Source organism: Paraburkholderia sp. BL9I2N2, from assembly GCF_004339745.1.
GTDB lineage: Bacteria > Pseudomonadota > Gammaproteobacteria > Burkholderiales > Burkholderiaceae > Paraburkholderia.
Genome location: NZ_SMGP01000001.1, coordinates 1356583 through 1380109 on the forward strand (window position 1 = coordinate 1356583; position 23527 = coordinate 1380109).

23 protein-coding genes and 1 tRNA gene are annotated in these 23527 nt (G+C 61.6%); 6 read left to right on the top strand and 18 right to left on the bottom strand.

Features of this window, described 5'->3' with window-relative positions:
• Window positions 1–104 precede the first annotated feature (104 nt).
• A complete protein-coding gene (locus tag B0G74_RS06365; protein WP_131240391.1) occupies window positions 105–680 on the top strand; it encodes a single-stranded DNA-binding protein in 576 nt (191 codons plus the stop codon).
• A gap of 515 nt (window positions 681–1195) precedes the next feature.
• On the opposite strand, the gene B0G74_RS06375 is transcribed toward B0G74_RS06365, so the two are convergent.
• Window positions 1196–3088 (bottom strand): phospholipase D-like domain-containing protein, encoded by a 1893-nt coding sequence (locus B0G74_RS06375; RefSeq protein WP_132374040.1) that lies wholly within the window; start codon window positions 3086–3088, stop codon window positions 1196–1198.
• A gap of 399 nt (window positions 3089–3487) precedes the next feature.
• On the opposite strand from B0G74_RS06375, the gene B0G74_RS06380 reads away from it, so the two are divergent.
• Window positions 3488–3561 (top strand) — tRNA-Gly (locus B0G74_RS06380).
• Between the two features lie 820 nt (window positions 3562–4381).
• Here the strand turns inward: B0G74_RS06380 and B0G74_RS06385 are convergent.
• From B0G74_RS06385 to B0G74_RS06395, 3 genes are all read right to left on the bottom strand, one after another.
• Complete coding sequence (locus tag B0G74_RS06385) at window positions 4382–4807, bottom strand: hypothetical protein (protein ID WP_132374041.1); 426 nt, start codon at window positions 4805–4807, stop codon at window positions 4382–4384.
• A gap of 689 nt (window positions 4808–5496) precedes the next feature.
• Window positions 5497–5910 carry a hypothetical protein gene (locus B0G74_RS06390; protein WP_243658121.1) on the bottom strand — a complete coding sequence of 138 codons (414 nt, stop codon included), beginning with the start codon at window positions 5908–5910 and terminating at the stop codon, window positions 5497–5499.
• A 138-nt stretch (window positions 5911–6048) separates the two neighbouring features.
• Window positions 6049–6240, bottom strand: coding sequence for a hypothetical protein (locus B0G74_RS06395; RefSeq protein WP_132374043.1), 192 nt, complete (start codon window positions 6238–6240; stop codon window positions 6049–6051).
• A 383-nt stretch (window positions 6241–6623) separates the two neighbouring features.
• On the opposite strand from B0G74_RS06395, the gene B0G74_RS06400 reads away from it, so the two are divergent.
• Window positions 6624–6905, top strand: coding sequence for an HU family DNA-binding protein (locus B0G74_RS06400; protein WP_093633920.1), 282 nt, complete (start codon window positions 6624–6626; stop codon window positions 6903–6905).
• A gap of 9 nt (window positions 6906–6914) precedes the next feature.
• On the opposite strand, the gene B0G74_RS06405 is transcribed toward B0G74_RS06400, so the two are convergent.
• The 12 genes from B0G74_RS06405 to B0G74_RS06460 all read right to left on the bottom strand — a co-directional run bounded on the left by B0G74_RS06405 (window position 6915) and on the right by B0G74_RS06460 (window position 18833).
• A complete protein-coding gene (locus B0G74_RS06405) occupies window positions 6915–8276 on the bottom strand; it encodes a conjugal transfer protein TraB (RefSeq protein WP_243658122.1) in 1362 nt (453 codons plus the stop codon).
• Between the two features lie 160 nt (window positions 8277–8436).
• Window positions 8437–8802, bottom strand: coding sequence for a DUF3085 domain-containing protein (locus B0G74_RS06410; RefSeq protein ID WP_132374044.1), 366 nt, complete (start codon window positions 8800–8802; stop codon window positions 8437–8439).
• A 122-nt stretch (window positions 8803–8924) separates the two neighbouring features.
• Window positions 8925–11222: an SNF2-related protein gene (locus tag B0G74_RS06415; RefSeq protein WP_132374045.1), complete on the bottom strand. Its 2298-nt coding sequence runs from the start codon at window positions 11220–11222 to the stop codon at window positions 8925–8927.
• 133 nt (window positions 11223–11355) lie between these two features.
• A complete protein-coding gene (locus B0G74_RS06420) occupies window positions 11356–11967 on the bottom strand; it encodes a hypothetical protein (RefSeq protein WP_132374046.1) in 612 nt (203 codons plus the stop codon).
• 276 nt (window positions 11968–12243) lie between these two features.
• Window positions 12244–12666, bottom strand: coding sequence for a hypothetical protein (locus B0G74_RS06425; protein ID WP_243658123.1), 423 nt, complete (start codon window positions 12664–12666; stop codon window positions 12244–12246).
• 104 nt (window positions 12667–12770) lie between these two features.
• Window positions 12771–13877, bottom strand: a complete 1107-nt coding sequence (locus B0G74_RS06430; protein WP_132374047.1) for a DUF6094 domain-containing protein — start codon at window positions 13875–13877, stop codon at window positions 12771–12773.
• A 67-nt stretch (window positions 13878–13944) separates the two neighbouring features.
• Window positions 13945–14505, bottom strand: a complete 561-nt coding sequence (locus B0G74_RS06435) for a DUF3275 family protein (protein WP_116140948.1) — start codon at window positions 14503–14505, stop codon at window positions 13945–13947.
• Window positions 14506–14782: 277 nt separating this feature from the next.
• Window positions 14783–15253 (bottom strand): hypothetical protein, encoded by a 471-nt coding sequence (locus B0G74_RS06440; protein ID WP_243658124.1) that lies wholly within the window; start codon window positions 15251–15253, stop codon window positions 14783–14785.
• A gap of 200 nt (window positions 15254–15453) precedes the next feature.
• Complete coding sequence (locus B0G74_RS06445) at window positions 15454–16041, bottom strand: hypothetical protein (protein WP_132374049.1); 588 nt, start codon at window positions 16039–16041, stop codon at window positions 15454–15456.
• Between the two features lie 76 nt (window positions 16042–16117).
• Window positions 16118–16537, bottom strand: coding sequence for an antirestriction protein (locus B0G74_RS06450; protein WP_116140954.1), 420 nt, complete (start codon window positions 16535–16537; stop codon window positions 16118–16120).
• 499 nt (window positions 16538–17036) lie between these two features.
• Complete coding sequence (locus tag B0G74_RS06455) at window positions 17037–17804, bottom strand: DUF3577 domain-containing protein (protein ID WP_243658125.1); 768 nt, start codon at window positions 17802–17804, stop codon at window positions 17037–17039.
• Between the two features lie 636 nt (window positions 17805–18440).
• A complete protein-coding gene (locus tag B0G74_RS06460; protein ID WP_116140958.1) occupies window positions 18441–18833 on the bottom strand; it encodes a helix-turn-helix transcriptional regulator in 393 nt (130 codons plus the stop codon).
• A gap of 410 nt (window positions 18834–19243) precedes the next feature.
• Here B0G74_RS06460 and B0G74_RS06465 point away from each other — a divergent pair, with 410 nt between their 5' ends.
• The 3 genes from B0G74_RS06465 to B0G74_RS06475 all read left to right on the top strand — a co-directional run bounded on the left by B0G74_RS06465 (window position 19244) and on the right by B0G74_RS06475 (window position 21546).
• Entirely contained in the window at window positions 19244–19663 is a 420-nt protein-coding gene (locus tag B0G74_RS06465; protein WP_116140960.1) for an ACT domain-containing protein, read from the top strand.
• A gap of 493 nt (window positions 19664–20156) precedes the next feature.
• Window positions 20157–20861: a hypothetical protein gene (locus tag B0G74_RS06470; RefSeq protein ID WP_116140962.1), complete on the top strand. Its 705-nt coding sequence runs from the start codon at window positions 20157–20159 to the stop codon at window positions 20859–20861.
• A complete protein-coding gene (locus tag B0G74_RS06475) occupies window positions 20815–21546 on the top strand; it encodes a Fic family protein (RefSeq protein ID WP_116140964.1) in 732 nt (243 codons plus the stop codon). The genes B0G74_RS06470 and B0G74_RS06475 overlap by 47 nt, the downstream gene beginning before the upstream one ends.
• Window positions 21547–21727: 181 nt before the next feature.
• Here the strand turns inward: B0G74_RS06475 and B0G74_RS06480 are convergent, their stop codons facing one another.
• On the bottom strand, window positions 21728–22189 hold the full coding sequence (locus B0G74_RS06480; RefSeq protein ID WP_116140966.1) for a TrbG/VirB9 family P-type conjugative transfer protein: 462 nt from the start codon (window positions 22187–22189) through the stop codon (window positions 21728–21730).
• Window positions 22186–23526: a TrbI/VirB10 family protein gene (locus B0G74_RS06485; RefSeq protein WP_116140968.1), complete on the bottom strand. Its 1341-nt coding sequence runs from the start codon at window positions 23524–23526 to the stop codon at window positions 22186–22188. The genes B0G74_RS06480 and B0G74_RS06485 overlap by 4 nt, the downstream gene beginning before the upstream one ends.
• Between the last annotated feature and the right edge of the window lies 1 nt (window position 23527).

A 23527-nucleotide genomic window follows, 5' to 3' on the forward strand; every position in this document is an offset into this window, starting at 1 on the left:
GCCATCAGGCTGACGCAGAGCAGCCCACCGGTAAAGCAGGCAGTGGACAGCGCGTTCGAATGTTCGAATTACAGGGGCAATCCCTTGATGAACGGAGTTTCGCAATGGGCATCTATGCAGAACTGGTCGGCAACGTGCTGGTGTCGCCGACAATGAAACAGGTCAATACCGCGAGTGGCACGCGCCGCATTGTCGAGTTGCGCGTCATGTCCGCCAGTTACCGGCGGCTTGAGGACGGCACGCTGGAGCAGCGCGAAGAGCGGACATTTCCCGTCGACGTGACCATCTGGAACGAGCGCCTTACCGAGCGTGTGCTGCAGCACATCCGCACCGGTGCCAGCGTTGTCGTGCGCGGCGACTTTTATGTCAGTCCCTGGGTCACCCGCGACAACGAGGCCGACGCCGGCGCGCATATCGACGCCGAGTCCATCTCGCTCAACCTCGTGCGGATCGACCAGGTCGTGTATCGGGCGCGGCAGACACGTGAAGCAGAAACTCCGGATGGTTCGTCGCACGACCAGGGTGCAGCCGGGTCGGAGGATCCGGACAATGGTGACACCCCCCAGGCCGAGGCCATCGAGGACGATGCGCCACCATCGGACTCCCCGGAACCTGACGCCAGGTCCTCCCATTCTGCCAGCCGGCGTTCGCGCCGGGCTGCGCGGACCCAAGCGCAATGACGCACCCTGATTGTTGCCGCGGCAGTTCCCGTTCGTACGTCGAGCCGCGGCGGTATTCCCGGGCTTCGCGGGAGGACGCGGCCACGAACGGCAGCGCCTGTCCCGTCATAGCGGATATCGAAGGAGAACGGATGCTGCGCGCGCTTGTATCCGAAGGCCTGGCCGTCGCGCGGCACGAACCTTTTGTCGCGTGCTTTCGCGGATGGTACGTCCGGGTCTCACAGGGTGGTCGTTTCGGCGCAGGGCGCCCTACGGCGACCGTCGAGATTCGTTGTCCCCAGCATGCGGCGTCAGGTCCGGCCTGCCGCTTTCTGCTGTGTGACCAGACCGTGTTCGAGTGATGACGCAGCCAACGGCCGCCAGACCGCCGGATCGCCTGCCCGAACGCCACGGGCGCGCAAATGCGTTACGTCAGAACCTGGTGTGGCCATTTCCAGCGTGTCATTGGATGACGGACCCGCACCGCCGGGCGCACAGACGCCATCATCGGGACGTGCGCCCGGTCGTTTCAACTCTCAACCGAGATAGTGCGCGAGGGATGGGGCCTCAATGCTCGCGGGATTTTGCCAGCCCGCGTCGGTGTGCAGGAAGCCGCTCCACGGGCGGTTGCCCTCGTGCTTGAGTTCCGCCTGGACGCCACGGAAACGGTAGTGTTCGTAGAGATCCAGCACATGCACCATGTACGCCTGTGCCAGTTGCGGGTTTCGGCGCACGATGACGAGGTTGTCATCGTTGGCGTACGAGGCCTTGTAGCCCAGGTTGTGGCTACCCGTGACGACGACGCATCCGTCTTCGGAGAGCGGGTCGATCACAAGGATCTTGTCGTGAATGATGGCGTTGCCGGCGCTGAGCAGTTCGCGCTCGAAGTTGCCCGTGATGTCACCGGAATTGAGCGCGTTCGCTCGCACGATGTGCACGCCGCTTTCTTCGAAGAGCGAAGGCTGGTAGTGACTGTCCTGGGCGTCGCTACTGTCATCGTCGCCGCCGTCGGCGCGATCCTGCGGGCTGATGTAGTTCGGCATCGCCATCGGGCTGCTGATGGCCCCGTACACCAGCAGGTTGGTGTCCTTGCGGCCCATGTCGATTGCTTCCTGCACGATACTGGTCGCACCTCTCACGGTGGGCAGAAAGACGGCGAAAAAGACCGCCTGCCTTGCGTTACGGATGAAACCGTACACCTCGTTAAGATCGGGCGGCAAGGCCGGGTTGCTGGACGGCTTGTTGGCCTGCCGCGTATTGGGCGACTTCCACAGCCGCACCGCACCCGCATCGAGGGTGACGGCCGGCAGCGCCCCGACGTTGGCGCTGCGCAGCTGCGCGCCCTGGACATTGCGCGCCGGCGCCGAGCTGGGCTGTGGCTCCTCGAAATGGCTGGTGTCGTCGCGCAGGTCGTTCCAGTACTGCAGAAACTGCGCAGCAAGCTCCGGGTGCCCGGCCACATAGCTGTTGTTGCTCTGGGCGCACAAGCCGTTCTCTGTCCAGTTCAGGCTGCCTGAGAGCACCGCCTGGGGCTGGCCATGCTGGTCTACATAGACGGCGAACTTGTTGTGCCCGATATGGCCATTGTTGTTGAACATGCGGTCGTGCATCTCCGCAAGGCCGGCTTCGCGCAACTTCTTGCGGGCCAGATCGTTCTCGGTGTCCCAGGCCTTGGTGGTCTTGTCGAAGCTGGAGTTCGACAGGATGAGATGTACATTGGGCGCATGCTCGACGATCAGCTGTCGTAGCAACGGGTCGGTCAGTTCATAAAGCGCGAGATAGAGCTCACCGCCTCCGTGGAGCCGATCGAAGAGGCCCTGGACCAGATCTGGAAGGTCGCCCGCCAGGTAGGCGCGAATCGGGCTGTCCACTTTGACGATCTCGTCCTTGACATCGCCTTTGGTCGGCACATGACCGAGCGTCTTTTCCATTGCGTGGCTGAGCCACTGGGTGGAGAGGATGCCGCTGTTGAATGCGGCGTGAATCTCGCCAAAGTCGCTGGTGACCTTGATATCGCCCGTCTCGATGCCCTCGTCAAGATAACCGAGTGGCAGCGGAGCGCCTGTGTACTGCGCCACTGCTGGTGCCGCGACGGGTTGCAACCCGTCGCGCATGCGGGCCACCGGGCGGATGCGGTATTTCACAATGGGGTCTGCCGGGCGCAGACTGGCTTCATCACGGCGCTGCCGCACGGTAAGGTCGCGCCAGGTGAATTTCTGTATAGGCCAGACCGACGTGGTCTGCGGCACCCAGTCGGGATTGGACTGGCCTTCAAAGGCAACCCACGCAGCCAGTGGACGTTCGGTTCCGTCTGCATAAATGCGGGTGATTTCGAATCCAAGACACTCGGCAATGACCTGTTCGACAGACCATGCGACGTAAGCGACAGCATTGTTGGCGTAAGCCCTGGCGGATCGGATGACGGACAAGATGATCTCCTGGTGGTTGTTCCTGGCAGCGGCTCTGGGGCCACCACCCGTTGCATCGTGAGCGCGGCCGATGATGCATTTGTGACAACCCGGAAGGTGCTTTGTGATTCAGGATGCAGTGCGGCCGCCGCGAGTCAGCGCACCTCGCGCGCGGCTGGCCGCATTGCTGGCAGGTACACGGCCGGGCGGTTGGTATCGATCCATCTGCCAGGTACGAGCTTCTTCGCACCGTTGACTGGTCGACTTGTGAAGATGCCGGATGCTTTTCCGATCGTCGCGGTGACGCACGTGATGACAGCGACGACGCAGATGCGCTGCGGTGCTCGCGTTTGCCCGATTTCAGGAAAGTGCTTCTGATGCCTGTCGCCAGGCCGTTAGCTGTGCAAGAATGCGTGCCGCGCGGGTGTAGCTCAATGGCAGAGCAGAAGCCTTCCAAGCTTACGACGAGGGTTCGATTCCCTTCACCCGCTCCATCACGCAGCCGTAGACCGGCTGGGTCGGCTCAGTTGGGTCTGGCTGACAACTGCGGCAGCAGCACCCGAACTGAATGCGTAATTGACGCCGGCACCCCGGTGCGCTGAAGCGATGCATACAACGTCGAGTCTGTGCTTGCCACTGCGCCACTCACTTTCCTGGACGATCCGCAATTGTTCAACTGGCGGTAGACGGAGGCAACGGTCAATCCTCCGAACCTGTATGACGCCCCCAAGCTGTACGCACGACTGTCGACACAGTCGCCTGCCGCATCGAAGCCGTAGAGCCCGCCAGACCTGCAACCGTCGTAGTGACGCTCTGATACTTGACCGCGTTGTTGTTGTTACGGATGCGGTTGCCGATGTTGTCGTTATAGTACGGCTGGGCCGCGAAGGTGTCACCACCGCGATGGGATCATGGTCCGTACAGCATGATCGAGCCCCGCGCGTGCGAGGTACCGCTGGCGCCAGGCATTCCCATGAGAGACCGAACTGGACCAATGTGCTCATTTCGCTTCACAACAATTTCAGGACGAGTTGATAATAAGAGTGAGACGGGGCGGATAGTCACGGATGAAAACTCATAGGAGTGCAAATCAAGTGTAAAGACTTCGCTGGTCAGTTCCTGCGGTGCCGGTCGCCTCGCTCCCGTCGCTGTGTCGAATTCGCTGCGGCCAAGGTCGAGTGTTCGATCGGGCTCGTGTTATGTTGCCGGCGATTCTGCCCAGTCCGGTGAGGATTGCTTCCGGTCGCACCACGCGATTGCTTACTGGTGCGGTCGGAAAGCATCGGGATTCCGTTAAAGTCTCGAATTTTCGGGTTACTTGGTTGTACGTGGCAGCAGCGCCTGAACATCGGAGACCATCCCTTGCATGGCCTCGCTCGGGCTGGCGGTCTTTGCTACAACCGACTCGATTCGTGCCTGGATCGCAGTGACGATTTTTGCTGCGTTCGGACGGGGGAAGCCATACCATTCCGTAAGCCGGGCCAGCAGGCCGCCAGTGACAGCAGAGTTGGCCGCGAATGCCCGACTGAAGGTGATCTGATCGTCGTCCCGACATTGTTCCGGCCGGCGTCGACCGACGAGTGGCGCGTCAGCAGTTGGTCGTTCCGGTGGATCGTAGATGTCGTCTCTTGAGACGCCAATCCCTTGGGACAATTCGAATGCTGCGTCAGCCACTGCCAGCAACATTCGGATAGGTGGATCTGAACGCAGGGCATACCTGTTCGATTTCCAGCCGATCATCGACGACCTCGGCCGGCAGCGGTGAGCATGTCGAGGATTCGCGGATCGTTGTTGGCAGCCGATCTGGGCGCAACAAAATACCTGGTTGTTGTGGCACGTCGCCCACGTCGTCACGTGCGACAGGGGCCGCAGAGCACCTGAAGCGCGCTGACGAGGTGCTGCGCTTTCGCCACTGAAGTCACTGCCACGCCTTCGCGTAATCTCGGGCGCGCGCACACGCCGACCGCTGACGCGTTTCTATTGAAGGTGAGCTTTTTCGGGAGCCGGAGCGATCATTTAACCGCCGGGCGTTTCAATGCCTTAAAACCATCAAAGTCTCGACAGCATGGCCGTAATGTCTACTTTAGGCCCCGAAGCAATTGGATCGGAGACGGTTTACGTCATAAAGCTATGCTTGATCTCACAAATTCGGTGGATGATCGTGGCTCCGCGTGGTGCCGCTAGGGTCATGCACTAATTCAGTAAAACTAACGATGCTGTCTTGATTGGTGCTTTGAAAAGAGCGGCCTTCAAGATTTTTCGAGGGTGACGTTGATGTCCAATGTGGCCTGCCGAATACCGGGAACAGGCGGGAGGGATCTTCGGTATCGCTTACGGTAGTCCGCTCAATGACCGGGCTAAGGCATCATCCAACAAGGACAACCTGCCGCAAGTCTTCCGGCAAACCTCGGCGGAGAGGTTCGTTCAGCCTAATGTTGGTCGGAGCACGTCAATGGCGGGATCGGTGATTTCAGTCCCCCGACGGCAAAGTGGTTAAGCGAATCGAGCGCCATCAGAAAGCGATGAGCAGGCACTGTCGCGAGCTGTTTGTCATGAAGTAACAAAACTTTTTCAATTGCGCTCTTGTCCGCATCAAGCATCTCCCAGGCTTCGCCACGCTCGGCCCTGGCGATACATCGTTCAAGCGCGGCCTCCGCGTGCTGGAAAAGTCGGCTGCAGGCGCCTGCGGGCATTTCCTCCCGAAGATACCAGGCTGTATAGACGGCTTTGAGCAGGCATACCAGCAAATCGACGTTCCCGTGGCCGCTGGTGATGGTTTCCAGTGCGAGATGATGTTCGAGTGAAAGTGACCGGATCCGGGCAAGCGGAAGCGGCAACAGCATGCTTTTGCCCAGCGGCGGGCGCGAACGCGAGGAAGACTTCCGACTCATTTGATTGGTCAATATTTGGTGCAGCTGGCGACGGTTGAGACAGCCTGCGCGTGCGGCGGTCCATACCTGCCGGCCGGATGAGCCTGATTGTCAAAGAATTCGAAGGTTTCGAATCTTTCCGATTGCTGGTGAGCGCTGGAGGATGAGCTCGGTAATGTAATCGGGCAGGAGATCCCGGGGAAGGCTGGCTGGGATGCCTTCCACGCGCTGCGATGGCACCCGTACGATGAACGCGTCGGGATCGGTTCTCAGGCTGTGCTCGTAGCTGACTTGGTAATCCATGTGAGGTGCCGTCCGGCAGACCAGGTGATCGGAAAGGCAATATGGCGACTGCTTGTTGGTTTTCAAGACCCTGGCGACGCCCGGAATAAATGAACCGGAGGAATACCCGTAAGACGCTGGGAGCCGACCATGCGAGGATGGGCGCATCCGCTGGTACCCGGGATCGCTGTCCCTTTGTCGTGGAACCGAACTCACTGATTTGAAACTTGCGCGGCGCGATCGATACCGCGGCGACGCGCCGATTGTGCTATGGCGCCCGGACGGACTTGCGTGCGTGCCGTCTTCGCGATAGGGTACGCAATCCGTATCTCGGACGCTACCGGCAAGGTACCCAGCGTATGGGAAGCCACCAGGGATGTCATTCAACGAAGAGGAAGAAGGTAATGAACAAGCAGGAACTGATTGATGCGGTTGCGTCGGCTACGGGCTCGAGCAAGTCCATCACGGGTGAGGCAATCGATGCCGTTGTCAGCGCAATCACGAAAGCCGTGGTCAGGGGAGAGACGGTGCAACTGGTCGGGTTTGGCTCGTTCAGTCAGGGCAAGCGCGCCGCGCGTACGGGCCGCAATCCGGCGACGGGCGAGGAAATCAGCATCGCTGCGGCAAACACCGTGAAGTTCACCGCTGGCAAGGCGTTCAAGGACGCGGTCAACGGCAGCAGGTAAGCAGCCCGGTTACCTGTTCGTGGCGCGTAACAGCGGGGCACCCGCCAGACGCGCCACCGACGCGATCCCCTGTTGCTGGATGCGCGACAGCGCAAGGTCGCCGTCGAACCAGCCGTTCGACTGGCTGATAACGACATCCGGCTTTTCAACTAATGTGCGCCAGTGCGGCCACCACAGCAGATCCTCGTAGCAGAGTGATATCGCCGCGCGCTTACCGGCGATAACGGGATACGGTTGCGCGAGACTCCCTGGGACGGCACTGGTTGCTCCTCCCGGGCGCCATAGCGCGAGCGGTACAGGTTGCCGGCTATTGACACGGCCATGCCCCGCACCAATGATGATCGCGCTGTCGGTGTACCGGAACGGCACGGTCTTCACGGCGATGTCCATCCCGATCACGAGTGTCTGGCCGGTGGCCCGCATGCGTTGGATATCGGCACGCCACCAGAGCGCCGTCGAAGCGCGCCACAAACCGGCGATTTCTTCGGGGAGGATCGCGACGATGTTCCCTGCTGCGAACGCGCGCCGGGCTATTGCCTGAAGCCGCGCGTTGCGTTCGTAGAGCGGTGTGTAGCTGGACTGGTCAAAGCGACCGAGTGCTGTGTCGACCGCGATCCATCCGGCAGGCGGTGCCGCAGAGCCGAACTGCCAATGTGCGCAGACAGAAAGGCATACAAGTGCCGTCCACGTGACCCGCGTCCTGGGCCACGCTTGCGGCATGGCGGCGGCGCACAGCGCAGCCATGCCCAGGCCCATGCCAACCCATCGCCATCCAGGATAAAGCATGCTCGCCACGTGGAGCGGCGATAGCCACCCGATGATGCCGACCGGCGGAACAGTGACGAACAATGTCGCGACCACCACGCGCCAGACAGGACTGCGATCGCGAAGCGAGCGACCGGGTTTGAGCAGGACCCAGGGCGACGCAAGCACGATGGCCTGAAGCACCCACAGCACCACGCCAAGCGCGAGCGCGGTCGGCCGCGTGAGCTCGTCATAGCCCCCGAAGAACCGCTCACATACCATCGGAATGTCGCGTGCGCCGGCAAGATAATAGGTGGCCCAAAGCATGAAAGCGGCGAGCTGGCTGCGCAACCTCGACCAGGCGGCCGGCAACGCCAGCAGCGCGATTGCGTAGTGCCCGGGATACCAGGCAGTCAGCGCGACCGCCGTTCCAATCCCTGCCGCAAGAAGCGTGTGGGCCACGCGCGAGGGGTGTTGACGTCCTGTGAGTGCAGCCTGGGGCGAAGCAGAAAATTCGGTGTTTTGCATCATCGGCAGCCCGCGGTAACCCGGAATCCCCCGAAGCAGGAGGACTCCTCGCAAGTGGAATCGTGCTGTTGACCCGTCGGGCCGATCGAACCAACGCAATGCGCGTGGCCATTTTGTTGTTGAAGCAATTGCTCGTCGATATTCCAGGCGGCGCGAAGCGGAGACGCAGGTTGATCGGATGGGATGAAAATGCCCCTGTTCGCTTGCGAGAACAGGGGCTTCAGGACGACGCCTGTTGTTTCCTCGTGTCTGAAGGCCGTCAGGCATCGCGTAGGACTACATCAAGATAGAGGTGATGTTCGTCTGCACGAATTTCCAGATTCCAGCCGTCGTCAATAACACGGTCGAAAATGGCGGCGTCATGATCGAAATATTCGGCAAAGTCGTCGCCGCCGAATTCGGTACATGCGAGGCTCCACCATTCATCGAATGACACCGTTTCGGGATTGCAACCAACGGCATATGCAATGAGGCGGGATTCGCCGTTTCGCGACGTAACACGCGACGGGCTGGATTTCTCCGACATCATGTAGACGCCGTGATCCTTGACCAGGATGACCCGGCAGGCAAGCGTGCGGGCCTCGACGAGGACCGGGCGCAGTTCTGAAGCAGGAAACACGATCATGCTGCATACCTCCAGAAGTTTAGGGAATTGGCGAAACTGGGTGGTTGCTGAATGGCGCAGGGACTATCAGCTCCGCCGTCTGCAGTGCAGGGATGGTTCAGGTGGATGAGTTATGAGCGAGGCTATCCCTGATTCACCAGCTGTCGCGCGAGGGCGACCTCGATGCTTTCGCCGCCCTGATTCAGGATGTCGAGACCGGATTCCGGCATGTCACCGGAAGTGGATTGCGAGACGGCAATCTTCTGCCCCATCAGTTTCAGACACCGCATCTGGGCGGTGCCCTCGTACCCGAGAAAACGCACCGTGACGTCGAGCGTCTGACCGATACGCCAGCTGCGGCGTGCCGCCTGTTGCAACGTATAGACGTTGTAGCCCGACTGAAGAAAAGCGATCGTCGGGAATTCGAGCAGATCTAGACCGGTCTTGACCAGCTCCGGGTTGGTGATGATGACCTCGGCGCCGCGTTCGAGCTGGTCCGCGACCCAGTCCTCGCGTTTTTCAGCAGCGACGCTGGCACGAAGAACGGATGCCCTGACACCGACCGCATCGAAAAGGTTTTTCAGGCGTACCGACGTATCCCGCGTGCCGGTATAGGTCGTATAGACGAGCGTGCGCCGCCGATTGAGCAGTTCACCGCGCACGAGTCGCAGCAGCGCTTCTTCCTTGGGACCCGGTTCATCGTCACGCAGCAATGCGGGCACGCTGGCGAGGATGCGCTTCGTGCGCGGATGACGGACGAGTTCGGGCCGAAAACAGCATTCCGGCCATGCGAGTAGCGCATTAAGCACCACACCGAGCAGACTCTTGTCGCCGCAGCGTAACGCGGCGCGCAGTTCCAACGTCAGCGTCGATTCGAGTGCACGATAGGCGGCCGCCATTTCGTCGGTCATCGCGACCGGGAGCAGCGATTCGTCGTAGGGTGGCAAGACGTTCTGGCCGATCTGCGAGAGCTTAAGAAAGGCCGTATAGGGCACGACGTACCGCATGATGCCCTTGGGGCCGAAGCCCGGGCCCTTCACCGTCGAGACGCTCTTCCGGTCGCCCTTCGCCGTGCGGTGCGACCCTTCATCGACCTGCCTGTGAATATCGATGAGCACGCCATGCTCGCGCATGAAGGCCATCGTCGCCGCTGCCATTGAGCCGTTGCTGTTGTAATTGAACCCGTCGTCGATCAGCATGGCGGGGTGCAGGCGATAGAGCAGGTGATAGAGGTCATCGGCGTAACCACCCATCAGTGTGCCGGTGAGCAGCAACGTTTTCGAGGCCTTGCGGGCCAGCACACCCATGGCCTGTCCCTGCGCAGAATTTTCGTTCTTGTATTCGTGGCCTTCGTCTGCGATCAGCAAGCCGAAGTAGCCCTGGGGAAGATAGCGTTTGATGAACTCCGAGGCCTGATAGCCCCCCTGTCCGAACGAGATTTCAGTGTGGGCGAGGGCACGTTCCATGCGCTTCGCCTGCCGGTCCGAGAAAACGAGCTCACCGCTGTCGTCCATCAGATTGATGAACTCGTACAGATTATCCTGCAGCATGTCGGCCAGCATCGATTCGCCAAAGCGCGAGAGCAGCCGCTCGGCGGTTTTCTCGCCGACGGTTGGCATCTGCAACAGCGCGCCTTTCACCAGCTCGCGCATTGTTCGTGTGCCCTGGCCTTTTGGCGCGAGGGTCCACAGCCGTTCGCCGCAACTGCAGGCACGGCGCTTTTCGTTGAGTGCTGGCCGCGCCAGGGCGGGCGTCATTGGATTGCCGTCATCATCGCAAACGAATTCGCCGCAGCGGGGGCAGCAGGCAAAGACGCGGGTGACCGCGTCGGTTTCCATGTCGAGCGTGGCGACGCGATGGGCAAAGGCCGGCTTCCAGTCGAAACCCATGCGCATGCGCACGCGACCGAGAATGAAAAACTCCGGCACGGCCGGCTTCGAACGCATGACACGCAGCTGAAGCAGCTTGCGTAACGTGTCAGGGCCGTTGAGAATCCAGACGCGTGCGCCCGGCACCGTCGTTCTGATTTCGCGTCGCCACTTGTAGACGAGGTGCGGTGGCGCGATGACCAGTGTGCGCGGATAACCGGCGTGATGCAGCAGGACTGCGACGCCGATCCCCATCAAGGTCTTTCCCGTGCCCATTTCGGCATTGATGACGCCGCCTGGCGCGTGCTGCGTGAGCAGCGTCGTGATCGCATGGATGACTTCGCGTTGCGCGGGAAATGGTTGACGCGAAAGTTCATTGAGCAATGCGTCCCAGCGTGGTGGTCGGTGGCCGTCATAGATCGACGGATTCTGCTGGCGGACGGCGTCCAGCAGGCCGGCTCCAAAGTTCGCGATAAAGTCCGGTAGCGCGATCACGTCTCGAGACTGATCGCCGGGCACCAAATCTTCATCAATGGCGTTGCTATCGACGACAGCGGGTTGCAGATCTTCCATGATGCGTCTCCATAAGACGCGGGTCGCACGTTTCCCTGGCGGGATGCGTGAGTCCCGCAGGTTGGGGTGAATGTAGAGAGCCGCGGATGCGGCTTGTGCGGTCTGAACCAGCGTTAGTGCGTGTTAGTGCGCGTCAGTCGAGCGTGAGCATGCCGCTGCTGACGAAATCCGAAATGGCCTTCCCGAATGTTTCGGGGAGCGTGACCCGCGAAGCGTGGATGCGCCCGACAGGCGCATAAAGTGTGTTGCCGAGATGGCTGACGAGCTGAGCGCCAAGTGCGTCGAGCACCGGCGTACGCCAAGGCGGCAGCAGCGGTATTGGACTGAGATGTTCAATCAGCGACCAGACGCGGGCCTGAAGGGACTCGTCGTCGTGCGCCTGTGTGTCGCGATCAACCAGCAACCATGCCGAACCAGCGGCTTTCGATGGGTTGAGGAGCGACTCGTCATAAATCCAGGTATGGACAAGGTTCCCGAACAGGTTGTCTTTCGGCAGGCGGCCGCTGTACTTGTCGAGCCGCCGCGGGTCGCCGATAGGGATGACCGCAACCGGCTGGCTGCTGTGTGGATCAAGCAGCGTGAGCTGCCGGATGCCGCCTTCCTGGATACCCAGGTGCAGCGAGGCATAGAGCTGCTGAACGGCGCCATCGCGTCCGAAGACGGAGACGAAGACGAGTTCGCCATCGGGGGCACGCACGCAAGCGTCGACGAAGATGTCCTGCAGTTCCTTGATGGGATACAGCATGAGGGTGCTCCAGTCTGAATGTCCGGCGCACCCGCCGGGTGCAGACCCGGGCGGGTTGAGGAAGATTCCGGGGCTTCGCGAACGAAGCCGCAGCCGCGCAGACGAAGGCGCCGGAAGAAAGCTGCGGGTGATACGAAGGGTGTCGCGTCACGGGCGACGACGGATCTGCTGCCGGCAGATCAGCGGGATCGCTTTCCCCGAACGTCGTGTGGGACTCTCCGGGAAAGCGCCCCTTTCGAGGGGCGCGCAGGTATGTTCGAAAAATGGGCTCGTGCGTCAGCAGGCATGGAGCCTTTCCAGCAATACACGCAGTTCGCGCGCCTGTTCGGCGGTGACCGTCATCGGCACAAGGGTATCGGGATGCCACGCTTCGATCGCCGCTGCGAGCGGTAGCCGTCGGTCGGCAAGTCGTGCGAACGCGAGCAGCCGATGCGCGGCTGCATGCAATCTTGCGGCGCGTACCGACACATCGGCGGCCGGCCACGTTGCGACGGACGTGGCGTCGAAGTTGAGGACCTGGCCATCAAGCTCTTCGTAGTCGTCGTAGAGCAGTGGTATGTCCGGCGTATCGTCCCACAATGTTCCGGCGTCGAAGGCCGCACGTGCGATGGCACAGGCGGCATCGGCGCTGGCGGCCCGAACGCCGACGACGACGCGGTGGCTATGGTCAAGACTGTAGCCGACCATGAAGGCGGGCAATGGCTGCCTCCGGAGGCTCGTATCATTCATGATGTCGTGTCCGTGAAGTGCGGATCCCGCCCCTGCGGGGCGTTGCCCCGCGGGTTTGATGAAGATGATCCAGGTTAGCGGATCGTGACAATCCGGCCGAGGTTAGGGCCGGGGGTGAAGTCGATGCCCGCGATCGTCGGAACAAACCGGTCGCGCATCAGGATCGTGGTCCGGATTTCGCCCTTGTCGGTTTCCTCGATCTGGACTTCCTGCTCCTTCTGCTTGATGGTGTCGCCGCGGATCAACAGGCGCGTGCCGTCGGCGCCCGTCACCACACCTGTGATCTGCCCGGCTGCAAGCGCGAGCGCGAGATGCCAGTCGGACAGATCACGTAGTGGACGCCGCGGCGTGACAGCCTTCGCCGCAAACATCGTGGCGAACTGTGGCCAGAGCGTGGCGTGCTTCAGGCGCTGCAACTCTTGTTCGAGCTGCGGCGCGTCGATCCGTGCCGACATGAAAGCGTATTCGCCGGCCATCGAAGGGATGCGATACGGCTCGGCCGTCCAGCTTTGCGGCAGCTCAGATGGCAGTTCGCCCTCATGGATGCAGGCCAGGCGCGCGGCCAGTGCGGCGTCGACCCCATCCGCCCGGCGCTTGACGCCGACAAGCACAAGCTGCCTGAACGTCTGGTCGGGCGCGAGGAACACCTGGACCTGTGTGAAGTTGCGGGCAATCATCGTGGCGAACTCGCGGTCCATCACGTAATGCGGCACGATCAGGACCAGCACGCCGCCAAATGTGAGCCAGGGGACCGTCCTGAGGTAGAAGATCTTCTCGAGACGATCCGGCTGGCGTTCGCCCGTCTGTGCCTTGTCAGATACGACATCACCGTACGGTGGATTGAGGAACAGCAGTCCCATGCTACGGGCCGTGATGAACATGTCGTGAACGTCAGTGTGCGCAACCGTATCGAGCACTTCCTTCGCGTGCCACGCACGCTCGCGGTCGTACTCAACACCAAAGGCGCGAACCCTATCGGGCGTCGTGGAGCGCGCAACGAGCGAAGCCCTCAGTTCCTGCAGCGCGGCGCCTTCACCGCAGCAGGGATCGAGCAGTCGCGAGGGACGGTCGGGGTCGGCCAGCGCGAGTGCCGGCATGATGCGCGCGAGTGTGACGGCGTCGGTCGGAAAGTACCCGTTCTTCACAAAATTTCGCGCTAGACGAGGAAAGATCAGGGCCATACGAATCTCCTGTGGGTCACGGGTGTGCCGGAGCGTGGAACCCTGGCACACCGAAGGTGGATCGGAATCAGGCCTTCAGCCAGGTCTGGGTAGACGCCTGGAAGGCGTAGCCAAATGCGCGAAGCTGGTCGCGCTGTTGACGGAACACGCCGCGATCGACGGTCGGATCAAGCTTCACCGGCTCGCCGGCGACGATCGCATCGGCTAGGTCGGTTCCGAAGAGATCGGGCAGATACAGCTCACCAGCATCATTGCCCGTCTGCGCGGCTGCGGGCGCTTCTTCCGCGTGGGCGGGGCGAGGAGCGGCCGGTACGCGTTCCTCGTCGACGGGGTCCGGCTCCGTCGAGGCGGACTCGCGCCCTGTCTCGCTGAACGGTTCGTCGTTGTCCAGTTGCACGTCGGCGAGCTTCGCGCGGATTTCGACGGTGACCTTGCCGTACCACACGTAGCTGTGCGGATAGATTTTGTCGATCAGAAAGGTGCCGGTGTAGGCGCCGGGTTCGAACTGCTCAAGCAGCTTGTCCTTAACCTTGAAGTCGCCGACGGACGTCGTCAGTTCGCCGACCTGGAAGGGGCCGTTGCTGCCCTTGATGGTGCGCACGTCAAGCGTGCCGGAAAGCGAAATCATGATGCCTCCACGGAGTGAGGCGGGACCCTCCCTGGCGGGCATGGTGTCCCGCGGTTTGGGAAAGATCGTGCGGACAGACGGCCGCTGCGCGGTAAGCACAGCGGCACAGCCGAACCGCCGAGCGAAACATTGCAGGCCCTGCTGACAGGTTTTGCCGATAGGGCGATGCGCAACCGGCGCGGACAGGCCGCAGTCATGTTCATTTCCTCAAGCTCATGGACGGAAACTTCCGGCAGGTAGCGCAGGGAGCGCGACGCGTCATGACGGCGTTGATGCATCAGCCTGCGTGTTGCGGGCCGCACGCGTCGGCGCTGCGCTGCCCGACGATATGACGGAACAGACGTGGCGGAAACCTGAACAGTCGCCCGCCGCTTTCGACGATCCACGAGCGATGGTGTCGACTCACGACGACAGCCTCCTTTATCGACAGGCCGCTGAGTGTGAGCACATCGCCTGGCGCGAGCGGGCGTGAGTGTGCCCGTGAGCGTGCCGTATGCCATGCGCGAACCTGCTCGCGCCATGCGGGCGCCACGGGCGGGACCATGTCGAGATAGGCGAGCGGGCAGGAGTAGTAAAGCGGTTCCATCTCCTCGCACATATCCTTGTTTCCCCTGCCTGCGCAGGTTTTGTCCCATGCGAGCAGGTCGCAGCCGATGAAACGCATTGGTGCAACGCCCGCGCGTTCAATTTCCCAGACGGTCCACAGTACGTTGCCACTGGTGCAGTGACGAAGGCAGCGACGTGTCAAGCCGTCATGCTCCTCGTCACCTGTCCGGCGAGCGATCAACTGCGCACGCGTCTGTCCATGACCAAACAGCCATCCCATGATGGTCCTCGCAAGGTGAGGCGAGGCATCGTTCCCGGGGCGGGGCGATGCCCCGCGGGGAAGCACCGCTGATGCGGTGCAGATGATGGAAAAAAGTGAAAACGGCGACCGTGATGCCGGCGTCACACGCGCCGCTGCGCGCGAAGATCGCGACCCGTCGCAGTACGAACGGCGCTGATGATGAACACGGTCCAGTCGGCGAAGTAGCGGCCATCGAAGACGATGGCTCCTGAGTTGAACATGAGCGGGATTGGCATCACGATCTTTGCGGCCGGAACCTCGCCATCCGGCCCGGCGACGTACGCCGTGTCGGGGAAGAACAGGCGCGCTTCGAACGGATCGAGAAAGTCAAGTTCGACATCGCGGGCCCTGATCGTGTGGCAATAGCGCAGTCTGCCGATTAGCGGTCCGTCAAACCCGTCGACAAGCGAGGATCCGAGCGGATCGTCGCGCCCGTTGAAGAGGCCGAGATAGAGGCCGGCGGAAAGACCGACGCTCCGGTTCGTGTAGCTCGGCAATATCCGCCCGTCACGGCACCGGAAAACCTGCTGCGAAGGATCGCCTTCGTCGACGGGCCGGTTCGCGGCGTGGGCAAGCGTCCCTGACGTTCGCGCGTGGTGTTTCGTTCGCACACCCGGCCAGTAGTGCAATCCGACGTCGCGGGGCTTGTCGACGGATGCTTTGACGGCACGGCAGCTACAGTTTGACATGGGCATCTCCGTGATGAGTCGCGGAGACGCGCCCCAGCGGGATGCGTTCCGCAGGGTGTAAGAGAAAGGCAGGACGTCAGTCGATCGCCGCGAAGATTTCGCGGCTTTCCGCGTGAGACGGTACGAAGGCGAGCAGCCTGTGATAGAGGTCGGTGAAGCTTGCGTCTTCGGTCGACCACGCCATCGCATTCAGCGCGAACAGCGTGGCAACAATGCCTGCGGCATCGCTGCTCATCTCGCCGTCGTATCCGTTGCCGTCACAGGTGATGGCAAGCGGCCCATCCTTGCGCGGTGACATATAGAATGCGCCGTTGGACAGTTCGATGTAGTCCCAGAATCCACCGTGATAGGTGTCGCATAGCGATGACATTGCGGTGTAGACAGCAACTTCCGCGCGGATCATGTGCCTGCCGAAATAGCGCGGCAGGATATCGATGCGGCGTTCATCAGGCACGATCGTGGCAGTGACGCCGTGTGTTTCGCTGGCTTGAGTCATGACGTTCTCCGGAAAGACGCGGCGAACGGCTGCCCGGGCGGGGAAGCGCATCCCCGCGAAGGTTGGACAAGGTGAGGCCCGAAGGCGTGACAGGAGGTGATTCCGGAGCCCGCGTCACGTGACGTGGGAACAGCCGTGCAGACAGTGGCACCGGAAGCTGGCTGTAAAGGTGTCGCCTCGCGTGGCGACAGACGGGCCTGCAAGCTGGCAGGCCGGCAGTGAAACCGTCATGCGTCATTCGCTCTCATGCGTACTTTCATTGCAGGTGAGAAGCGAATGACGCATGACGCCTGGCAGTTGAACCTGCCAGGCGCGTGTCTGGGCCGGAGAAATCGTTCCGGCACAAACGGCACGGCGTGCTCGGGCCACCGTGAACCCAGTGCGCATGGTGGTCGGCGCCGGCTTTCCCGGGCGTTTCGTGATACGTCGCCCGGGAAAACCGGCAGACCGGTCGTGCGTGGGAGAAGACCCCCGCGAGGCGGGGGACGAGGGTTACGGTTCAGTCGACACTGACGGGCGCACGACGGGCATTGGCGTTGCCATGACGGCGCAGGGTTGGATAGCGGTTGGTGCGCGGAGCAGTGCGCTCAGCCGGAGACGGCGCTTCGCCGGGTTCCCGCGCATTGCTACTGCCCGGAAGCTCCTCGACGCTGGCCGAATCGTGCCGATCACGAGGGTCAGTGGACGGTACATATGCGTTGACCCGTTCCGGCGCCTGATCGTTTTCCGTGTCGGCGTCGTCGCTTCCATCACTTTCGTCGCGGTACACTTCCTGGCCGTCAACCTTGACCCAGAAGAGCTTGAGCAGGCGCCCCTTGAGTACGGCGCCGGTTTCGCCTGCGCGGTTGCCGGTACGCTCGAATGTCCGGATGTAATGGTCACCCGACCGGAAGGCAACGAGGACTTTCACATCGGGATCGTTCGCGTCGTCCATCACGGCGCGGACCGCTTCCCTGGCCTTTTCGCCGGCGACGATCAGGTCGAGCGAAAGATAGACGATGCCGTTCTCGACATTGGGATCGCCATGAAACGCGGAAATGGCGCATGCGAGGAAGGGTTTCGCCTTGCTGCGGCCATTGCCTTTGGCGGCTACGTCGCGCACGCGCGACAGATACCCGAGGCCACGCAGATGAAGGTCGAAATACTTGCGGGGTTCGACTAACTGATTCATGACGATTCTCCAGAACGAAAAAAAGGGGAATCGCCATGTCCCGCGTCGGGGAATGGTAATTCCCCAGGGCGGGCAAGGAAGGAAGCTTCTGGTCAAACGACCTGCGGCGGTCCGGACAATGGGACGAAGCGCAACCGCAAAAGGTGTCGCAAAGCGACGGTGCTGCAAGGGATGCTGGATGGGCTCCAGCGGGCAACTTCAATCGCGAATGATAGCCGGCGAAATCGAAAAATCAAGCTAATCCGCTCGATATTTAATTCGCACATCTTAGTGATATAACGACAGGCGACTCAATCTCATGGTCGGGCACGACTGGTGAGTGCCGGTCGGGAATCCGGTAGGGAATGCCTTCCGTCTGCCGGATCATTTCCGGCGAATGCGGATAGCAGGCGATAAAAGCGGACCGGTAGCCAGTCAAGCCCAACGGCCGCGCATCGCCCGGCCTGCGTTGGAATATTGCATTGCGTACTCGCGAACCGGCAGAGGGGCAGGTTGACGCCACATATAGAAAGAAGACCCAATGGCAGCCAGCAGCCGATGCTGTTGAAAAAGTCGTTGACGTCTCCCGCATAAGGTTTTTAGGGGTCGTCTTACCCTTAGCCGGCATTCGCGAGCGGTTTGTAGACCGATCTGAGAGGTCGATTTTTCACCGCCGAGTTGAAAAAGCAGGGCAGCGACTTTTTCAACAGCATCAGCCATTCGGGGACAATGCCGTGCAGCCCGGTCGCGCAGTCAGGGGCTCTGTTTGCGCAAGCGGCGTTTGACGGCGGGGCGTGCGTTTGTTGCCAGAGCGATGGCCTCATCCATCAGGCGCTCCAACGCATCCTGCTGTATCGGGCTGAGCCCCGAGAGCTTCTGATGGATACGGGTGGCGCGGTCGGCCGGACCTGTGCCGGTCTCACCGAGAAAGTCTGAAAGACGGCATTCAAGAATGCCTGCGAGCCGCGCCAGGCGCTCGATGCTGGGCGAGGTGACGCCGCGTTCAATGTGGGAGAGCGACGCCTGGGCGAGACCTGCGGTTTCAGATAGCTGTTCCTGGGTCAGGCCGAGCGCCTTGCGTCGCCGCGCAATGGCCTTGCCGATTGCCCCGACCAGATGTTCTTGCTCGCCTTGCTGCCGTGTCACCGCTGCTCCCGCCCTCAAATGCGCCAAGTGTGCGGTGCCGGCCGATAGCAAAGAAGGACTTGAAATTTAAAAATATGTGTAATACGTTATGTTCTGACCATTTTGTGCGTTCTGTCGCGTAGGTCACACGTCCCGTCGCACCCCGGCGATCCTACGACCTCATGGAGAGTCAGCGAGGACGGTGCAATTCGCCTTTGAACATTGGGTTTTGCCTGCGAAGGTGGCCCATTGTTTGAGGGTTTGGGCCTTGGGAGGCGCGATCAACTCAACGACGTCTCGGACGCGCCTTCAATCGCGTCTTGTTCGCTGGATTCGGTCACTATAGATTCGATATGCAACGTGGGTACGGCCTGCAATGGCGCGGCCAGTATACCTAGCCCAATTCATTCTCTTCTTGTACAGGGAGCACAGTGAGCCAACCCCTTTCGGATCTCGAACAACTGCTCGCGTCAATGCAGCCAGAGCTCAATGAAGGAGCCTATGTCTTCTCATCCGTTCCGGCGGACCGGGATGTGTCGCGGCTCGCGCCTTTGGCGACGTTTCGTGAGCGCGAAGGGATGACCCTCATCATCGATGAGCCGACAGCACTGCGCGAGGAGTTGCCTGTGCTTTTCCGGGCAGCGTGGATTACGCTGACCGTTCACTCCGATCTGCAGGCGGTGGGACTCACTGCCGCGGTGGCTGAGGTGCTGACGAAGGCCAGCATCAGCTGCAACGTCGTTGCCGCCGCCTTTCACGATCATATTTTCGTGCCGGTTGAGCGCGCCGCTGATGCGCTGACCCAGCTTGCCGGGCTCCAAGCCCGGGCGGCACGGGACGCGTCCGCGTGACCCTCAGGGGCTTCGATCGGTCGGGTGCGCCTCACCGCCAGTGACGCGTATAAGATCCGGCGCGTGTCACTGTCCCACAGTTGTCCGGCGTGAAACCGAGCTTGACGACTTTTGTGAAACGGGCTTCGGGCCGGCACACGGCTGTACAACGGCTTCTGTTGTCCACGGAACGTGACAGGACGGTAAATTTGGACGCCTCGGTCGAGGCTGCCAGATCCTCACCCGCAACAGCGACGCGTTGGCGTCGGAGCTCCCGTCAATACCAGCCGGCGATACGCCCGGGATTGCGCCGGGCGGCGCTGGGATGAGCCACTTGCGTGGGCCGCGCGCGCCATGGGGACTGCCAACGCTTCTGCGCGAAACCCTGTAGGTGCCGTCCGGCCAACGGATCATGCTGCTACTTCGGCAAGATTTGTATCGATAACCCATTGTTGTATAAGGAATTTCGTGCGGGTTATAATGGAACCATGTAACCCGGATTTGGAGGTGATCGATGAACCTGGACGGTAGGCTTTTGATGTCGCTGAAGAAGCGGTCGGGTAATGTCGTGCTTCGACGGGAACTGGCTGGGTTGGGGAGTTCGTCGCACCTTAGCACTGCACTTCAGCATCTCGTTGCCGATGGACGCCTCGTTCGACTGGGAGCCGGTGTTTATGCCAAGACCAGTCCGGATCCGGAAGGCAACGCGCGATTTGCCGTTGGTTGTGACGTGCTGTTGCGCGAGGCGCTCGGGAAACTGGGCGTGGCGGTCCTTGATGTGACAATCCAGCACGAAAACGGTCGCTCCGTCTGCCTCGTTGACGCAGGGACGAGCCGGATTTCCCGCAAGCTCGGCTGGGACAACATCCGGGTGCGGTATGTCGGTCAACCCGAAAGATCACAAACGGGCGCGGCCCCCAGCCTACCTGCAGATGTCGACAAGCTGCCAACCCAGAACGTCGGGAAGTTTGTTGAGCGGCTCGCGCAAGCCTACGGCATTCAATACCGGCGCTCGGGCCTCGATGATTTTGCCGAGGCAGTGACGCGAGCGGCGGGTGACGATGTCAAGCTCGATCTCACAGGCAAGCTGCTGGTTGCACTCAAGAAGCAGGATCGGATTAACGGCCGGCAGTTTGCCCGACTGATGGCGAACCACATAAGGGAGATCAAGCGTGTTCGACCCGTTCGGGGACTACGAAACCAGGGGTTACCTGCGTAACGTTGACGGCATCAAGGATCTGGATGAACTCAAGTACATAGAACACGGATTCTTTGAGTCGAACCTCGAGGCGGCATTGGCGTATCTTCACGCCATCAGAGGTTCGATTACGTACGTGCACTTCCTTGAGGTTCACCGGATCCTGTTCAGTGAGTTTTACCCGTGGGCGGGCCAGGATCGCCATGCTCTCGGTGTTGGGAGACTGGTCGGGAAGGGACAGCGGATACAGTTCGAAGCTTCGGAGTTATGCCAGCGTGCCGTTGAATGGGGACTGTCGGCTGGCAACAATCCCAAGGCGATTCGGGAAAAACCGGGGATGGTCATGGGCGCTCTTGCCTGGGGGCATCCTTTTCTGGACGGCAACGGTCGCACGATGCTTCTCGTCCATGCGGAACTTTGCCACCGCGCAGGTTTCGCCATTAACTGGAATGCATCCCGCAAAGACGATTACCTGGAATCGCTTACCCGGGAACTGGAAAATCCACAGGGCAAGCACTTGGACGCGTATCTGCTCCCATTGATGGTGGCTCCCGTTGCCAGGGGCGATCTCCGCGACCACCTCATGTCATTACCGGGGCTCAACGGAGATGACGGGCGCAGTGCACCGGACATCGCATACCGGGCGGACGATGCTGAGGCAAACCAGAACTACCTCGAGTTGAAGCGCGCGCGTGGAGAGAATTAAGCGGCGTGCCGCGCCCTCAACGGCGAATTCAGTGGCACACGTTTCCAGCACGCGTGACGAATCGTCGAATGACGGGTCAATTTGCTGGCGGTCAACGGTTACCCTATCGATGCGGTCAGTCGACCATAGCCCGGTCCCTGTGGCGTACGAGAGCGTCACGACAGTCACGACCGGGCAGCGTTTATCTGTCTTCCGATGCTGCGTCTGAAGTGCGGTTGACGTCTGCCGACGAGGCGGCAGGCATGAGCACCGCGGGTTGGGCTGCGCCGAAGTGTGCGGCTTGCGGTGGCCGCGACGGCGCAGCGCGGAGCGCCCGTGCTTCCCGCTCTGAGGCGCGGAATACAAGCGCGTTTTCCATTTGATCAACGATGATGTACGGCGGATCGGCACGCCAATGCAGAAGGAGGAGGCCGCCCGCGGTGTCGGCGAAAACGGCGGGCACGCGTTTTGGATCGGCGAATTGCAGATAGATCTTCCGGCCGTCGTCGAACACCTGGTACGGTCGGGCTTCGGCATCTCCGCTCAGATGCCAGTCGAAGTCGTAGACGGGCCCCGTCATCGGCGGCGGTTCGGCGCAGGCTGACTGGAGCAGGCAGCCGGCGAGGAGGACGGTTGCAGAAAGCAGGGTGGTGGCTTGTTTCATCGATGGCAGCTCCCGTCAGTGACGCCGGGTGGCAGCATCATGTCCCGCTGGGTGATGAACGTGATGCGCTGGCCCGGCTCGAGCTTCAGCGTCGGCTGGATATTCATGTTGCGCTGGAGAATGGTTTGCGTCGTTTGTGACAGCGATTGCGCTGCGGCCGACGACAGGTCCGTCGCCACGCCGCCGTTGACGTTGATTGTCGTGCCGTTCGACTGGTTCTGGTTGTGGCCGATCCAGGCGGCGACGCCTGCGATCAGGAACGTCGAGCCGAAGATCCGGAAGAAGTGGTTGTTGACGTCGGCACTGGCACCCGCCTCGCCGTCGGGATCGTTGCCGGTCAGGCCGTCGAGGCGCATCGTCGCGTGACGGAAAATCATCCGGGTGGCGGCCATGAGCATCAGGTCCTGGCCGATCGCCACGTCATTGTTGGTCCGGCCGAGAATGCGCGTGCCCTTCGGGATGAGCTTGCAGGTGCCGTCGATGCTGTCATAGATGTCGCGGTCGACCATCGCGCGGAAGACGCCTGGCATGTCGCTTTTTGCGCCCTGCAGGATGACCGTGGGAATGGGCGTGCCGCCCAGTACCATGTACGGTGACCTGAGCGGGACTGGGACCAATGGTTTCTCATCGTCAGCCGTGTCTGACTGCTGTTTCAGCCAGTCCGCGTTGCGTCGGTCAATGCCGCTCGCGACGCTTGCCTGCTGTAACGCAGACGACGCTGTGTCAGGCGCGCCATGGATCGTCTGAGCGGCGGCGTCAGACTGTTCCGGAAGGTTTGCCAGGCGGCCTGCAGGACGATCCGGGTCCTGGACACTGGTTGCCCGTGCCGCTGCGTCCTGGGTGCCGCGCGTCGTGTCTTCGTACGCAACGAGCGACTGGCTCTGCATCGCTTCGATCTGCCGTTGAAGGGCGAGACGATCGGCATCGCGGTTCGCCGCCGACTGGCTGGAAGTGTGATAGCTGGGGGGAAGGGGACCTGCGTCTTCGCCGGGTGCACCTTTGGGGATACCGTCAAGCGGCGTGCCGCCAAGCGGGGCGCTGGCCGTTTCGTTTCCTGCTCGGGCCATCGCGAGATTGCGCTGGTCCTCCAGCCGCTTGCGTAGCGCATCCGGCGACGCCCTGGGCTGCCGCGCCTCAGCATCGAGCTGCTCTCTCGCGCGTCGTTCGGCGGCGCTCTCGTGCGGGTGAGACAGCGCGTGGACGAGCACAATCGCGACGAGGGCAGAGCCCAGCGCGACTAGCAGCACTTTCGCGAGATCGCGCCGCACGCGCGTCAGGCGCGCTGGATCGGGCGTAAGCGGGGCGCCGCTGTGGCCGTTGTGTTGCGGGGCGGCCATG

What these genes read in the sequence shown, in the direction of transcription:
- B0G74_RS06365 (WP_131240391.1), top strand. Translation starts at nt 105, where the DNA reads ATGGGCATCTATGCAGAACTGGTCGGCAACGTGCTGGTGTCGCCGACA.
- B0G74_RS06430 (WP_132374047.1), bottom strand. Translation starts at nt 13,877, where the DNA reads ATGGCCCTGATCTTTCCTCGTCTAGCGCGAAATTTTGTGAAGAACGGG.
- B0G74_RS06390 (WP_243658121.1), bottom strand. Translation starts at nt 5,910, where the DNA reads ATGCTGTTGCCGCTTCCGCTTGCCCGGATCCGGTCACTTTCACTCGAA.
- B0G74_RS06435 (WP_116140948.1), bottom strand. Translation starts at nt 14,505, where the DNA reads ATGATTTCGCTTTCCGGCACGCTTGACGTGCGCACCATCAAGGGCAGC.
- B0G74_RS06385 (WP_132374041.1), bottom strand. Translation starts at nt 4,807, where the DNA reads ATGATCGGCTGGAAATCGAACAGGTATGCCCTGCGTTCAGATCCACCT.
- B0G74_RS06445 (WP_132374049.1), bottom strand. Translation starts at nt 16,041, where the DNA reads ATGTCAAACTGTAGCTGCCGTGCCGTCAAAGCATCCGTCGACAAGCCC.
- B0G74_RS06395 (WP_132374043.1), bottom strand. Translation starts at nt 6,240, where the DNA reads ATGGATTACCAAGTCAGCTACGAGCACAGCCTGAGAACCGATCCCGAC.
- B0G74_RS06420 (WP_132374046.1), bottom strand. Translation starts at nt 11,967, where the DNA reads ATGCTGTATCCCATCAAGGAACTGCAGGACATCTTCGTCGACGCTTGC.
- B0G74_RS06470 (WP_116140962.1), top strand. Translation starts at nt 20,157, where the DNA reads ATGAACCTGGACGGTAGGCTTTTGATGTCGCTGAAGAAGCGGTCGGGT.
- B0G74_RS06480 (WP_116140966.1), bottom strand. Translation starts at nt 22,189, where the DNA reads ATGAAACAAGCCACCACCCTGCTTTCTGCAACCGTCCTCCTCGCCGGC.
- B0G74_RS06415 (WP_132374045.1), bottom strand. Translation starts at nt 11,222, where the DNA reads ATGGAAGATCTGCAACCCGCTGTCGTCGATAGCAACGCCATTGATGAA.
- B0G74_RS06400 (WP_093633920.1), top strand. Translation starts at nt 6,624, where the DNA reads ATGAACAAGCAGGAACTGATTGATGCGGTTGCGTCGGCTACGGGCTCG.
- B0G74_RS06450 (WP_116140954.1), bottom strand. Translation starts at nt 16,537, where the DNA reads ATGACTCAAGCCAGCGAAACACACGGCGTCACTGCCACGATCGTGCCT.
- B0G74_RS06410 (WP_132374044.1), bottom strand. Translation starts at nt 8,802, where the DNA reads ATGATCGTGTTTCCTGCTTCAGAACTGCGCCCGGTCCTCGTCGAGGCC.
- B0G74_RS06485 (WP_116140968.1), bottom strand. Translation starts at nt 23,526, where the DNA reads ATGGCCGCCCCGCAACACAACGGCCACAGCGGCGCCCCGCTTACGCCC.